The sequence below is a fragment of the Pedobacter duraquae genome (assembly GCF_004362245.1).
In the GTDB taxonomy this organism is placed as follows: Bacteria; Bacteroidota; Bacteroidia; order Sphingobacteriales; family Sphingobacteriaceae; genus Pedobacter; species Pedobacter duraquae.
In genome coordinates this window covers 198,642-213,913 of record NZ_SNWM01000004.1, presented here as the reverse complement: position 1 = coordinate 213,913, position 15,272 = coordinate 198,642, and the positions used below count along the sequence as shown (strand labels likewise).

Here is a 15,272-nt window from a genome sequence, read left to right as displayed (position 1 = left end):
TGGATGAACTTGAAAAGATTTCTTAATTTAGACTATACAAGTCCATTTCTTATTCACTATTGATCTCCATGATGAAATCAAATTCCAACCAACAAAAACTTCCTTCTGAAGAACGTCAAGAGCTACTTAAAACATTAAAAAACCGTTTTGAGAAAAATGTAAAAAGGCATGCTCAAGTTGAGTGGACAAGTGTTCTTGCCAGGCTAGAGAGCGACGAACCTAAATTATGGTCATTAAATGAAATGGAAAGAACCGGTGGTGAGCCAGATGTTGTTGATGTAGATCCAAAAACCGGAGCGATTATTTTTTATGATTGCTCCACAGAAACACCTAAAGGAAGGAGGAGCATCTGCTATGATCAGGAAGCACTCGATTCCAGGAAAGAGTTCAAGCCAGATGGTAATGCGCTTGAAATGGCAAAGGCCATGGGTATTGAGATATTGGACGAAAATCAGTATAGATACCTTCAGGAATTTGGAGAGTTTGATCTAAAAACCTCCAGCTGGATACTGACACCCGTAAACATCAGAAAACTCGGTGGCGCAATTTTCGCAGACCGTCGGTACAACACCGTTTTTGTATACCATAACGGCGCATCTTCCTATTATGCCGCACGTGCCTTTCGAGGTTTTTTGAAGGTTTAATTGTTGTAAACCAGAAGTTTGATTAATATTTCACACTTTATTGAAATATTTAGATAAATTTTTGAAGATCCTGCTTTGAAACAACATGGATGCATGAAAGATCAAGACCTATATTTTTGTCGAAATAAAGGCATAATGCAAAATTTAATTCTTTATCGAGCGTTTCACATTCGCGATAAACAAAACTAAGTTTGGAATACTTCTTTAATTTGTCTTTATTTGTCTTAATAATCTATGGATTTAGTAGACTTTAATTATGGAACAACTTTTACAAGAAGAAACGCCGTTCGAAAAGGCGAAGAGTTTGCAAGAAAAATTACCAATGACCTCGGGCTTCCCAATCCCGAAAATGACACATTCACGAATGTGTTGTAGCATGTGTTGCTAATATCTTAAGCCGGTTGAACAGCCGGAAAATTCCAGTTTAATTACAATCTCTATTCTAGCTTCAAGCGGGCTTGACGGGAGAGGTTTATCAAAAAATTTTAAAATAATAAAATGAAAAATCTTTACACAAAAAAGGTTTGTCTGGCTATAGGTATACTTTCTGCGCTCTCCATTTTATGGTCGGCGCGGGTTTCTGCACAGGTAAATCCAACAATTAAGTCGCACCTGAATGGTATTGTTCTGGATGCGACAACAGGACAACCACTTCCAGGCGCCGTGGTTAAAATAAAGGGTACTACACACACCGTATCTACAGATTCTGATGGAAAGTTCAGCTTTGTAACCGGACAGAGTTTTCCATATATCTTAATTATCAGTTTTATCGGCTATGATCAGAAAGAACTAACTGTAAATGGCAGTCCTGTTACGATTCGTCTGCAAGAAATTCAAAACCAACTTAACGACGTGATTGTCACAGGTTATAGTACACAGGAACGCAAATATGTAGCCGGTGCCATAAGTAGCATCAGTGGGTCTGTGGTTCAAAACCAACCTTCCGGCGGATTTAATCAGCTGCTCCAGGGGAAAACAACAGGGGTTCAGGTATCTTCAAATTCCGGAGTTCCAGGTGGCGGTATTACTTTCCGCATCAGGGGAAACAACTCAATCAATGCATCTGTTGATCCTTTATATATCATTGATGGCGTATTTGTAAGTAATGCAGATCCTATCTCTGCAGGCCTGGGAAATCAGGCTGCTTCAAACCCTATAGCTGACCTGAACCCTTCTGACATTGAAGACATTCAAATACTTAAAGACGCAAACGCTACCGCGATCTACGGTTCACTGGGTGCTAATGGGGTAGTTATCGTTACTACCAAAAGAGGCAAGCGGAATACAAATGCAGCTATTTCGTTAAATACTTTCCAGGGCTGGTCTACAGCCATAAATAAATTTGAAGTCGCTACTGGTCCCGAAGTCGCATTGCTCACAAACGAATCGCGTATTAACACTGCTATTGATCAGGGAGTTAACCCATCGACAATTGTTTTACCCTTTGCAAATCCGGCATCGCAGCCTACTTATGACAGGATCAGCGGACTTTTCCGCACTGCGCGAACGTCAAATTATGAGGTGTCTACCCAAGGTGGGACAGATAAAAGTACCTATTATATCAGTTTGGGTTATCTGGGTCAGGAATCGATTGTAAAACCCTCAGATTATACCCGTTATTCTGCAAGGTTGAATTACGACAACTATCTTACCGACAAATTTAAAGTTGGGACGAGTATCAATTTAACCCGTTCAAAAAGAAATCTTAGCGGTAGCGATAATAATCCCACCGGCGTAATTAATTCAGCATTATTTCCAAGATCCTATCTGCCAATATATAACGCTGATGGTACATATGCCCGTTATGGAAGCTTTGACAATCATCTTGCACTGATCGAGAACCTCGATAGTAAAGCAATAGGATGGAGGACTATCGGAAATATTTATGGGGAATATACCTTTCTTCCCGGACTAAAATTACGCAGCAGCTGGAGTATAGATAACAGCAGCGAATATGACAATAGTTACTCAAGTACGCTAATCAGTGCGGGTATAGCATCAAACGGCTCTGCATCATCTATTGAAAACAAAAATCTGGTCTTAACAAATGAGCAGGTATTGAGTTATGCAAAATCGTTCGGTGGCGATAAGAAGCACAACATCAATGCACTTATTGGAAATACAATCAATACCGTACTAAATGAAAGTACGAGTGCAAGTGGGACAGGATTTGCTGCCAACGTGCTCAGGTCAGTTTCTGTTGCTGCTACGCGTTCGGGATCGGCGTCGCGTTCAGAATCGAAACTATTATCCTTTTTTAGTAAAGCGAGCTATACCTATGATGGTAAATACACGATAGACGGTAGTATCCGGGCTGATGGATCGTCGAAATTCGGCGCCAATAAACGCTGGGGCTATTTTCCGTCGGGAGGTGTAGCCTGGAGACTAAGTCAGGAGGACTTCATTAAAAACCTGAATTTCTTCAACGAACTGAAAGTGAGAGCCAGTTTAGGTCTTTCGGGTAACCAAAATGGGATTGGGTCTTACGCCGCCCAGGGACTGTGGTCTTCGGGGGCCAACTATCTGGAGCAACCCGGCATTGCACCGACACAACTTGCCAACCCTGATCTTACCTGGGAAACAACCCGCCAGTTTAACTTAGGAGCAGAGTTTGGTATTTTTAAAAATAGGTTGACTATTGTAGCGGATTATTACAATAAGTATACCTATGATTTGTTGTTAAACGTGCCAGTGCCTTACCGATCGGGTTTTGCATCCTATTTACAAAACTACGGTGCTGTCCGCAATAAAGGTTTTGAGCTTGGCATCAACTCAACAAACGTGCAGACAGATGCATTTCAATGGACAACGAACTTTAACATATCTTTCAATAAAAACAAAATCGAAAAACTGGCTTCTGATATCAGTCTGGGCGCATCAGGACGAAATATTTCAATCCTGAGGCAAGGATATGCTACAAATTCCTTCCAATTGTATAAACAGCTTTATGTAGATCCGCAAACAGGAAATGCAGTTTATGATGATGTAAACGGAGATGGTTTGATTACTTCTGCTGACCGTCAGATTGTCGGAAATGCACTTCCAAACTACACCGGGGGATTAACGAATAACTTTACACTTAAGGGCTTTGATTTTAGCTTTTTCTTTTATTTCCAACAGGGCAACAAGATCATGAACATGAATGATTTCTTTATGGTTCATGGTGGCACACAGGCAAATATCGGGTTTTTGCCTCGTCAACTAGACAGATGGCAGAAAGTGGGCGACATCACTGACATCCCAAGATTAACTACCTACAGCGGAAATCCAACCCAGAATGGTGGAGCAGCCAACAACTACGGCGGCAATGTGGCTAGCCTGTCATCCAGGTACCTAGAGGATGGATCGTTCATTAGGTTAAAAACATTGACATTGGGTTATACGCTACCAAAAGATGCACTAAGGAAAATTGGCGTAAACAAATTTAGAATATATGCACAAGCTACCAATCTCCTGACCTTCACTAAATACGGCGGACTGGATCCTGAAGTTAGCTCACAATCAAACAACCAGAATACAGTGGGTTACGACTGGGCAACCGTACCACAGCCAAAGACTTTTCAGATTGGCGCTAACGTAACTTTTTAATGTTTAAATCAGAGAAAATGAAAACATCATATTTTAGAACTGCAATTTTGTTAACCGTCATCATATTTTCGGCTTCCTGCAAAAAATATTTGGAAGAAGTGCCCAACAATGCACTTCCCACTACAAGTTCCATCACCGACGCCAGCACAGCGAGAGCGGCGATTATTGGTGCCTACGATCGCCTGCAAGGCTACTATGCCTCAAGTTATCCGACACTGGGGACAATTACCACTGATAATGTGATCTTTAACGGTACATTGAGCGAATATTTACAGCTTGACCAGAATGCAATTCCAACTGATAACGTGATCACGGTTTCAGCTTATCAGGGAATTTATAGAACAATTAACTCGGCAAATAGCGTAATTGCTTACGTGCCGGCTGTCACAGATCCGTTGTTAACAGCAGCTGAGAAAAACAAGATTGTTGGAGAAGCTTATTTCATCCGGGCGTTATCGTACTTTGATCTCGCACGCGGATGGGGCGGGGTGCAGCTTCAACTCAAGCCTACCTCAGATTTAAGTGTGTTAACGGGTATTAAACGCAGCACACTCGATCAAACGTATGATCAGGTACTTGCTGACCTGATTCAAGCCGAGCAATTACTCCCAGAAGACGCAACCACTAGAAATCGTGCACAGAAAAGTGCAGCCAGAGCGCTCCGGGCAAGGCTCCATCTCTATAGAAAACAGTGGGCTGAGGCAGAGAACTATGCTACCCAAGTAATCAGCAATACCAAATATTCACTAGTAAAACCTTATAAGTCATTCTTTACTGCACCTTTCCAGACAGCAGAATCTGTGCTCGAATTAGCTTATTCTGTAAATGACAGGAACAGCTATTGGAATCTATGGTATCCGAGTTCTTCTGGTGGCCAATTTACCTTGAAGCCATCCGACGCACTTATTGCGAAATTAAACAATCCAGCAGTTGGTGGAAGTCGTAACTCACTGATCGCAGGGAGTGGAGCAACAGTATATGGCGTGTTATACAATACGACAGCCACGAGCACAGATCCATCTTATCTGATCAGAATTGCCGAACTATATTTAATCAGGGCAGAAGCGAGAGCGCAACAGAATAAGCTTGCAGATGCCGTTGCCGATTTAAATGCTATACGTGCAAGAGCAGATGTAACTGCAACCACCGCCACTACACAACCGGCAATTATTCAGGCAATAGAGGACGAAAACGGAATTGAGTTTGCTTTTGAGGCCCACCGATGGTTTGACCTTGTGAGAACAGAACGTGCAGGTGTTGTTCTTGGTATTACGAACAGGAACTTTTGGCTCTTCCCAATCCCATATTCAGATGTACAATCAGACCCAGACGTTACACAAAACCCAGGCTATTAATCTTAAACTAGATATCAACATGAAAATACGCTTAACTATTACCAGGATCCTGATTGTACTTGGTACTTTCGGGATACAACAGCAGGTATCGGCACAGAACGGTTATTTTTTTCCGAAAGCCACACAGTTAGATCCTAAAATTCCAACACCTGAGCAATTCCTGGGTTACCCCATTGGAACATATTTTACCAGACATGATCAGGTGGTTGCTTATTTCCGTCAATTAGAAAAGGTGTCAGATCGTATACATGTACAAGGTATAGGAAAGACTTATGAGCAGCGTGAGCAGATAATTGTGACCATCACGGCCCCGGCCAATTATAATAAACTGGAGCAGATTAGGCAAGAACACCTTAAGCAAATTGATCCTGCAACCCCTGCCTTGACCAATAGTTCACCGATTATTATCCACCTCGGGTACGGTGTACATGGAAACGAGACATCCAGCACTGAAACAAGTCTGCTGACCGGATATTACCTTGCTGCCAGTAATGATGCGGAAACTCAGAAATGGCTGAATGAGTCTGTTATATTTATTGACCCATCACTTAATCCAGACGGTCGTGACAGAGCTGCAGCATGGGTAAATTCCTATCATTCTTTTCCTGCTGTTGGAGATCCGTTGGATAAAGAGCATCAGGAAGGCTGGCCAGGAGGTCGGACTAACCATTATTTTACCGATCTGAACCGCGACTGGCTAAATCTTGTTCAGGTGGAAAGTCGTAACAGATTGACGTTCTTCCACCAATGGTACCCTAATGTGCAGATCGATTTTCATGAGCAGGGCACCAATGCAACGTACTATTTCGAGCCAACGCCGAAAAGCCATGAAAGCCCTATTATTCCACAATTCCTATACGAATATCAGGTGATTCTAGCCAAATACCATGCTAAGGCATTGGATGATATTGGTTCTTTATATTTTACCAAGGAAAATTATGATAACCTGTCGCCGATTTACGGTTCTACGTATCCTAAATTTTTCGGATCTGTAGCTGCCACATTTGAACAGGCAAGTTCACGGGGTATTCTTCAGGAGTCAACAAACGGACCGCTTACATTTGCTTTTACAATCCGTAATCACTTGGCCACCAGTTTTTCTACGATTAGCGGTGCTATTGCTGAAAAAGCAGGTCTTTTTAAAGTACAAAAGGACTTTTTCAAGTACGCTTTGGAACAAGGACAGAAAAACCCGGCTAAAGGATTTGTATTTGGCGACAAAAATGATGTGACACTGACTCAGAAATTTCTAGGGTTGTTGCTTCAACATCATGTTGAAGTATATGAAACATCGGATAATATTAGCCAGGAAGGAAAGACGTTTGAGAAAGGAAAATCATATGTTGTACCATCAGCACAACCTAATTTCTTGATTGTTCATTCTATTTTTGAAGAAAACTCGCTAAAGGATAGCATCTTTTACGATAATACAGGTTGGAGCATTATCCATGCTTATGGACTTAAGTACGCAAAAATCCCAACTGCATTCAGTAAGGGGGCGCAGGTGAAAGGACTGGCGGCTGAAACCGGGAAGTTGACAGGGGACAGGTCTGGTTATGCTTACTTAATTAATTCGAGTGATTATAATTTTACTAAGGCGCTTTACCAGTTGCAACTAAAGAATATTTTGGTAAAAACTGCATTCAAATCTTTCGCGGCAAATACCCCTTCTGGAAAAAAGGCATATTTACCAGGATCTCTTGTAGTTCCTGTTGTTGGACAAACCATTTCGGCTGACTCCCTGTACGCCGCCTTGAATACTGTTGCCAAGACCGTCAACATTGAAATTACTTCCGTTTCCAGCGGATTCAGCGCAGAAGGGATAGACCTTGGAAGCAGCAATATCAGATCGCTGCGCAAACCAGAGGTAGCGCTTGCTTTTGGCCAGGGCGTAACATCATCAGAAGCAGGTCAGGTATGGTTTTTACTGAATCAGCAGCTTAACCTCCCGGTTACCAAGTTGGATTTGCAGAGTTTTGGCAGAGCAGCATTGGGCCGATACAACGTATTGGTATTGCCAGGCGGAAACTATAGCGCATGGGATAAAGCAACGGTAGATAAAATTAAAGCTTGGGTGAACGATGGCGGTACACTGATTACTTTTCAAACTGCTACTGCCTGGGCAGTTCAGCAAGATATCGTAAAAGAAAAACTGTCTCAAACGGAGAATTTTGGCAGAAGGGGTGATATTGCCCCTGTGCCAGCTCCAACAGAAAAACCGGAAGACGTAAAAAAAGAAGGGGTAAAAGCCGCTGTAACAGAGATACGTCCGCAACAATCCAGACCATCTTCCGAAAGGCTGGATTATGCCAGACAAGAAGATGTTGAAGGATCAAAAAGAATCAACGGAGCCATTTTCTTATCTGACCTGGATATTACGCATCCCATCGCCTTTGGTGTCACTTCTAGAAAATTGTTCATCAATAAGAATGGATCGACCTTGCTACTACCTAGCGCAAACAAATATGCCACCGTGGCGCAGTACACTGCGAAACCGTTTATCAATGGATATTCTTCCAAAGCAAACATCGCTAAAGTTGCCAATTCTGCGGCGATCATTGCTACTGCTAGCGGTGGTGGTGAAGTTGTCCTCTTTGCTGATGATCCAACCTACAGGGGCTATTGGTTGGGAACCAGCAGATTATTCCTAAATGCGATATTTTTTGGAAATCTGCTAGGTGGAGGAAGGTAACCAGCTCTTATCGCTCTTTTTGCCAAAAAGTATCGCTGCAACATAAGTCGTGTATCTGTAAAATACTAAATACATGTTGTTCAGCTATACTTTTTGTCAATTTGAATACTACCTTTGAATTAAATCTAGTAATCCGATATACTTTATAGTAATAAACACAATTATGAGTGCAATAGCGATATCTTATGAACAACCTGATTGGTTCAAGCCCCTATTTGCAGAACTGCAAAAACGGAATATACCTTTCGAGACAACAAATCCGACCAAGCATTTTTTTGCCATAGAAGGCGCCAAGCCAGCTTTTGACCTGTTCTTTAACCGTATGAGCCCTTCAGCTTATCTGAGAGATGGCATTCAGGGTACATTTTATACCCTGAATTACCTTAAATTCCTGGAAGCGCATGGTGTGCGTGTCATTAACGGTTACAAAGCATTTACCTACGAGACTTCAAAAGCCCTTCAGTTACTATTACTGGAAAAATTGGGTATCAGCTATCCCAAGTCAAGAGTCGTAAATCACAGTTCTCAAATCGAAAATGCAGCAGATGGATTGCGTTTCCCAATCGTAATTAAAGCGAATATCGGTGGTAGCGGTGCGGGAATAGAAAAATTTGATTCTATCGAAGAAGTTAAGCTTGCAGTACAAGAAAATAGAGTTGACTTTGGAATTGATCATACGGCTCTGGTACAGGAATTTATTCCCGCCAGAGGTGGATATATAACCCGAGTAGAAACTTTAGGTGGAAAATACCTTTATGGAATCAGAGTGTATACCAATGGCGAAAGCTTTAATTTATGTCCAGCAGATATATGCCAAACCACAACAGGCCAGGATTTAGTGCGCAACGCTTGCGCGCTGGATGCACCAAAAAACGGACTGAAAGTGGAAGCATTCACACCGTCAGCCGAAATTATCGCAAATATCGAGCGTATCGTCCAGGAAAGTGGTATTGATGTAGGGGGTATCGAATATATAATAGATGACCGCGATGGAGAAGTATTGTACTATGATGTTAATGCCCTTTCAAATTTTGTTGCAGATGCAGTGAATGTAATTGGCTTTAACCCGCACGAAAGATTGGTCGACTTTTTAGAGGAGCAGCTTGAAACAGTTAATGGAACGGAAACAACATATACAAAGGCATGAGATACGGATATTGGTTACCAGTTTTTGGAGGATGGCTGCGCAACGTCGAGGACGAAAATATGCAGCCCACCTGGGATTATGTAAAACGTTTGGCCATCAGGAGTGAGGAGATTGGTTTTGATCTCGCACTCATTGCCGAGCTCAATCTGAACGATATCAAAGGCGAAGATGCCCCATCACTGGATGCATGGTCAACAGCTGCTGCGCTTGCGGCGGTAACAACAACGCAGGAATTGATGGTCGCCGTCAGGCCAACATTTCACAATCCCGCATTACTGGCAAAACAGGCAGCCAATATCGATCATATCAGCGGCGGCAGACTCTCTCTTAACTTAGTGTCTTCCTGGTGGAAAGATGAGGCAGAAAAGTTTGGGGTAAATTTTGAGCAGCATGATGATCGGTATGCCCGCTCCGCAGAATGGTTGGAGGTAGTTGACAATGTTTGGAAGATGGACAATTTTAGCTTTGACGGAAAGTATTACAAGGTTAAAGACAACATTCTACAGCCGAAACCGATTTCCAATCCTCGTCCACCAATTTATGCTGGTGGAGAATCCGAAGCCGCAAAAGATCTGATCTCCTCTACCTGTGATGGCTATGTTATGCATGGTGATTCTCCTGAATTGATTGCACGTCGTATTGCGGACCTTACTGAGAGACGTGACAAAAAAGGATTACCGCCGATGCAGTTTGGCGTTGCGGCCTATAGTATCATACGCAATACTGACCAGGAGGTAAAAAAAGAACTCGAACGCATTACCAATGTTAAGGAGGGGACTTCGGGTTACAAAAATTACCAGCAGTGGATTTCAGGTACCCAATTAGAAAGTGAACTGTCATTACATGATTATTCAGTATCAAATAGGGGCTTGAGAAGCGGTCTAACAGGTACACCAGCACAAGTTCAGGACCGTATAGGTGAATTTGAAAAAGCAGGTGTCAACTTCTTTTTATTACAATGTAGTCCGCAATTAGAAGAAATGGAACGATTTGCCGACACAATTATACAAAGGGATAACGTGCTAGCTTAAGATTCACATTTATATCATTAATTAAGCCTGGATAATAATATTTTGTAAATTATTATCCAGGCTATTTTATGATCATTAGTTCAGTTGTTTTAACTTCGCATCAAATAAGAAATCTGAATGAGAGAAGAACTAAATGCATTGCTACTAAATTTGAAAGCCGGATCTACATCGTTTCACGAAGTCATCAGTTTGATAGAAAAACATTATCATCACCAGCCAACAGCATTTAAAAACGGAGAAACTTACAACGAAGCTACCCAGAACCAAGGTAGTGCAAAAGTTTTCGCTTTTGCTAAAATGAACCAGCTACCGGCTTCAGATACATTGTATTTATTTGCAGAACATTACGCCTCGGTGCTCAACCATCCAGAAGGGACAGACCATCAAAATATCAGACAGTTTATGGCGAACGGCTGGGATGGGATTGTTTTTGAAGGTACTGCATTGACTGAGAAATAGAGTCCGAAGAGCTCAAATGACCAGTTTGTAACCGATTCCCCTTAAATTAATAATATGAACATTCGGATCACTCTTGAGATGTTTTCTCAGTCTGCTGATGAAGACGTCCATCGTGCGCGTATTAAAGAAACTATCGTCGCCCCACAATAATATTAGTGCAGTTTTTCGTTCGAGAACAGCATTTTTATGGTCATATAATAGCTTTAACAATTGTGTTTCGCGGAAAGAAAGCTGAATTTCAGAATTTCCAAGTTTTACAGTCTGACTGTTCGGATCAAATAGATAATTACCGATCCGGACTGCTGATTCAGCTCGAATGTTGTTACCTGAATTTCTTTTTAAAAGTTCCGCTATTCTCAGATATAATTCTTCGAGACTGAAAGGCTTTTTTAGATAATCATTTCCGCCGCTTTGGTAACCTTCAATTACATCATTTGTGGTGGTGCGTGCTGTAAGAAAAAGGACAGGTACTAACGAGCCCACAGCCCTAATCTGCTTAGCTAATGTATATCCATCAGTATGAGGCAACATCACATCAATAATGCATAACTGATAAACATGATTCTGAAATAGACTGAATGCTTTTCTACCATCCGCTGCGTGTGTGACGCAATACCCCAGTTGTTCCAGACTGTCTTTAACTACTTTAGCAAGGAACGGTTCATCCTCTACCAATAATAAGTTAATGTTATCCATGATATATAGGTAACTTAATAGTGAAAATGCTTCCCTCCGGATCATTTTTTCTAAAATCTATGAACCCTTTGTGCTTCGTAACTATTTGCTTGACATAACTAAGCCCGAGGCCGAAGCCCTTTACATTATGTAAGTTACCATTGGGAATGCGAAAAAAACGATCAAAAATCTGATCCTTGTAGATTGAGGGAATTCCAATACCATTGTCGGCGATAGAAATAAATGCGATATTATCAATGCAATTAAGCGAGATTGTAATAATTGGCGTACCGTTAGTATATTTTAAAGCATTATCAATTAAATTGACCAGTGCATTTGACAGCATTCCCCGGTCACCATATACATCCACATCACTGATCGAAGCCTTAAAATCCAAATTCGAATTTGCATCTTTTAGTACAGGCTCCATATCCCCAATTGCCGATTGAATTACATGATAAAGATTCAGTAGTTCAAAACTATCCGTGGAATTAACACGTTCAGCAGTGTTTAAAATCTGATCTGTTAAATTGCTCAGCCTATCAGCCTGATAACTTATAATATTGAGGTATTCTTCACGGGTTTCTGAGTCATGTTTAAATCTTTTTAAAGCCTCTGCAGTTATTTTGATGGATGCTATTGGCGTATTTAATTCATGAGTCATGTTGCTTACAAAGTTATCTTTGAGTTCCGACAACTTGTGTTGGGAGAAAAGTGTTTTTACGGTGTAGTAAAAACATCCAATGGTGATAAGTATAAGTAGCAATGAAGTTATGATTACCCATTTCATTGCCTTAAAAAAGTAATTATCAGGATGTTCTATTCCGGCATATATCAAGACACTTTGGTAAGGCTTTCTGAAGTCAGCATTTACTTTATTTGTTAAATGTAAGGATGTTTGCTTGCCAGGATTCAATACAAAGTCAGCCTTGATATTCTTCTTTAATAGCTCCGCCTTAAAATATTGGTTTATAAGGTGTAAACTGGGACGGCTTGCATAAAATGCTTTTTTCAGACTATCGCCTAAAGTTTGGGTGTAATTGTATACGATACCTTTTTCCAAATCCTGCATCAATATACGCCCAGCAAAATGTTTAATCACTATTTTTTTGGCGGCTGGCGTTATGTGATTCAGGCGTTCCTTGAAATCACTTAGGCCAAATTGTGTCTGCCTATGTAAATCCTCAACAAATCTCGGGTGAGTGTCTTGTATGTGAAAAACGGTGGCACTATCTCTATTATTATGGTCGGCAGTTATAGTTACAACCGAAGTATCAGCAAGCCAGTTTTCAAACTGCTTAACAATACCCTGCTTACGCTTAAATGATTCTTTTGCAACAGCTTTTACAAGCGCTTCATTCACACTATGGTCGAAAAACTGCACCGTATTTTTGTAACTCTGGTAGTTCCAGAATAACTGTAAACCAATGATTCCGCTTACGCAGATGGACATTAGAACCACGATGAGAACAATTGTTCTTTTCATTGCCCTAAAATTACATCATTATTGTTGACGTTCGATCGTAGTTTACACTAATTAACTTTCGTTAACAGCAATTAACTCATAACTCTGTTCAACGCAACTAAATTTGAAAGAAAAAACATGAAAAAATCTTTGCTGGTCTTGCTGATCTTGTTCCCGATGATTATTAATGCGCAAATAAAAAATGGAGATAAGGTTTCTGATTTATATTTCAGCACATTATTAAATGCACCACAGAACTCAACGAGTTTAAGTAAATTAAAGGGAAAGATTGTGATAATTGAATTCTGGGCAACATGGTGCGGCTCATGCATTGTGGCCATGCCACATTTAAAAACACTGCAGACCAGATTCCAAAGAGACCTGCAGATTATAGCGGTGACTGACGAATCAGAAAAACGAGTTAAACAATTCATAACAACTAAACCAGCTAACTTCTGGTTTGCGTCTGATGCTTCTGCTACCATTGCAACACAATTTCCACACCAGCTCATTCCACATGCTATTCTGATTGGACCGGATGGAAAACTAATTGCCGCCACAGACCCGGAGGCAGTCACAGAAAAAGTAATTGACAGTTTGATCAGGGGCTTAAAAGTACATTTACCAGAAAAGAGGGATAACTTAATTAGTCATGAAGATCTGATCAAACAGAATTTTTTCGCCAATGATACTATACGCAGCCGTTTTTTGATGCAGGGAGAAATAAAAGGCGGTCCCGGTTTAAGCGACAATTGGTTAACGGATAGCATCTTTAATCGACGCAGACTTACGTGCATTAATCTCCCGCTAAGCACTTTATACGCCATCGCATATGGCAACTTTCCTTATAGCAGAATGGTTAATACAACTAAAGCAAAAGGTGCCCCTGTGTATTGCCTCGACATCATCACCAACACTGCAGAAGAATTGTTACCGGCATTGAAAAAGGAGCTTGCCAGTCGTTTTGACTTACAAGCTAAGATAGAGCTGCAAAAAAAAGAAGTGCAAGTCTTAAAAATTGTAGACCAGAACAAATTCAACAGACTTACAAAAACTAAAGCGGGCAAAAGAACCTATTTCGCAAGACATGGAGCAATAGATCAGCAAGCAATTAATATGGCCGACTTCGCTAGATTTCTCGAAAGTTATGGTATTAACAAATTGGTTGAAGATGAAACAGGGAATACAGAAAAATTCGATATCAAATTCTCTTTCCAGCCAGAAAATCCCCAGAGCCTGCTTGATATATTAGCTAGCATGGGGCTCGGGCTAAGCAAACAAGAGCGCCTTCTCGATGTACTGTATATTTACGAGCAGGCGCGCTAGATTGAGTATGGGTACTAGGTTAGAAACTGAAATATTAATTTATCGTCGCCTAACTTTTCTATCGCACTGAAAAAATCAGAGGGTGCAGATCCAGCTAACTTTTTGTACATTTTAATGAAATAGGACTGGTCGTAAAAATTACTGTTGTGTCCGATATCTGTTAGCTTTTTTAAACTTGAGCTAAATAACTTGTCGTTCATAGAGTGCCTGAAACGGGCTATGCTCCGGTATTCTACCGGAGATACACCGATCATTTGTTTAAAAGTTCTGTTAAACGTTCTAATCGACATTGCGAGATCATTGGCGATTTCATCAATTGTGTAAGCCTTTTCAAAATCACAAAGAAGCTGAAGTGCTTTATTTAACCTGTCTGTATTTAACGGCTGCAACTTGCTGAGCATAAATTCCTCAAGACAGTGGATGCGTTGAGTGGCATCTTGTTTTTCAAAGCATGCTTTCAGGCAGGTCAGATATGCCGGATCCTGATCCCAATTGGTAAATCTTTTACTCGTTTTACCCATAACATCAGATAATGGAACGTTTATAAAATGATTAATCCAAAGCGGTTTAAACCAGATACATATCCGATCGGTTTTTCCCGCAATGTTAACCTTTAGGGGAAGCTGGCGTTTGCCCTGAAGTACAGTAATGAAATTATTAGCACTATCATGTGAAACATTAGATTCTGTGAAAGAGCTGTAAAACGCCGCCTCTTTATAAATCGTAACGGCATTAACAGTATGCGGAAAAGAATAATGGGTATTCTTAAAATCGGCACATTCATTTCTAATCAGGTAGTAGAAATCAATATACTCCCGGAGTTCTTCCCGCGGCTGAATGGTTTCAATTTTTAGCATCGACAATAGGACTCTTTAAAATTGTAAATGTTG

At 40.9% G+C, this 15,272-nt stretch carries 12 protein-coding genes; 9 read left to right on the top strand and 3 right to left on the bottom strand.

What is annotated here, in order from left to right:
- Nucleotides 1–68: 68 nt before the first annotated feature.
- The 8 genes from CLV32_RS16480 (at nucleotide 69) to CLV32_RS16450 (ending at nucleotide 10,916) form a co-directional block, all read left to right on the top strand.
- On the top strand, nucleotides 69–644 hold the full coding sequence (locus tag CLV32_RS16480; RefSeq protein WP_133557523.1) for a DUF4256 domain-containing protein: 576 nt from the start codon (nucleotides 69–71) through the stop codon (nucleotides 642–644).
- 234 nt (nucleotides 645–878) lie between these two features.
- A complete protein-coding gene (locus tag CLV32_RS23140; protein ID WP_166641965.1) occupies nucleotides 879–1,019 on the top strand; it encodes a hypothetical protein in 141 nt (46 codons plus the stop codon).
- A 123-nt stretch (nucleotides 1,020–1,142) separates the two neighbouring features.
- The gene (locus tag CLV32_RS16475; protein WP_133557520.1) at nucleotides 1,143–4,232 is read left to right on the top strand and encodes a SusC/RagA family TonB-linked outer membrane protein; all 3,090 of its coding nucleotides are present in this window, start codon (nucleotides 1,143–1,145) and stop codon (nucleotides 4,230–4,232) included.
- A gap of 17 nt (nucleotides 4,233–4,249) precedes the next feature.
- On the top strand, nucleotides 4,250–5,587 hold the full coding sequence (locus CLV32_RS16470; RefSeq protein WP_166641964.1) for a RagB/SusD family nutrient uptake outer membrane protein: 1,338 nt from the start codon (nucleotides 4,250–4,252) through the stop codon (nucleotides 5,585–5,587).
- Nucleotides 5,588–5,606: 19 nt separating this feature from the next.
- Nucleotides 5,607–8,279, top strand: a complete 2,673-nt coding sequence (locus CLV32_RS16465; protein ID WP_133557516.1) for a M14 family zinc carboxypeptidase — start codon at nucleotides 5,607–5,609, stop codon at nucleotides 8,277–8,279.
- A gap of 163 nt (nucleotides 8,280–8,442) precedes the next feature.
- Nucleotides 8,443–9,426: an ATP-grasp domain-containing protein gene (locus CLV32_RS16460; RefSeq protein ID WP_133557514.1), complete on the top strand. Its 984-nt coding sequence runs from the start codon at nucleotides 8,443–8,445 to the stop codon at nucleotides 9,424–9,426.
- Nucleotides 9,423–10,457 carry an LLM class flavin-dependent oxidoreductase gene (locus tag CLV32_RS16455; protein WP_133557512.1) on the top strand — a complete coding sequence of 345 codons (1,035 nt, stop codon included), beginning with the start codon at nucleotides 9,423–9,425 and terminating at the stop codon, nucleotides 10,455–10,457. The genes CLV32_RS16460 and CLV32_RS16455 overlap by 4 nt, the downstream gene beginning before the upstream one ends.
- A gap of 117 nt (nucleotides 10,458–10,574) precedes the next feature.
- Nucleotides 10,575–10,916: a HopJ type III effector protein gene (locus CLV32_RS16450; RefSeq protein ID WP_133557510.1), complete on the top strand. Its 342-nt coding sequence runs from the start codon at nucleotides 10,575–10,577 to the stop codon at nucleotides 10,914–10,916.
- Nucleotides 10,917–10,928: 12 nt separating this feature from the next.
- Here CLV32_RS16450 and CLV32_RS16445 read toward each other — a convergent pair whose 3' ends face one another.
- Nucleotides 10,929–11,612, bottom strand: a complete 684-nt coding sequence (locus tag CLV32_RS16445) for a response regulator transcription factor (RefSeq protein WP_133557508.1) — start codon at nucleotides 11,610–11,612, stop codon at nucleotides 10,929–10,931.
- The gene (locus CLV32_RS16440) at nucleotides 11,605–13,077 is read right to left on the bottom strand and encodes a sensor histidine kinase (RefSeq protein WP_133557506.1); all 1,473 of its coding nucleotides are present in this window, start codon (nucleotides 13,075–13,077) and stop codon (nucleotides 11,605–11,607) included. Before CLV32_RS16440 ends, CLV32_RS16445 begins: the two co-directional genes overlap by 8 nt.
- A 117-nt stretch (nucleotides 13,078–13,194) precedes the next feature.
- Here CLV32_RS16440 and CLV32_RS16435 point away from each other — a divergent pair, with 117 nt between their 5' ends.
- Nucleotides 13,195–14,382, top strand: coding sequence for a redoxin domain-containing protein (locus CLV32_RS16435; RefSeq protein ID WP_133557504.1), 1,188 nt, complete (start codon nucleotides 13,195–13,197; stop codon nucleotides 14,380–14,382).
- Between the two features lie 14 nt (nucleotides 14,383–14,396).
- Here CLV32_RS16435 and CLV32_RS16430 read toward each other — a convergent pair whose 3' ends face one another.
- A complete protein-coding gene (locus CLV32_RS16430) occupies nucleotides 14,397–15,239 on the bottom strand; it encodes a helix-turn-helix domain-containing protein (RefSeq protein WP_133557502.1) in 843 nt (280 codons plus the stop codon).
- Nucleotides 15,240–15,272 lie beyond the last annotated feature (33 nt).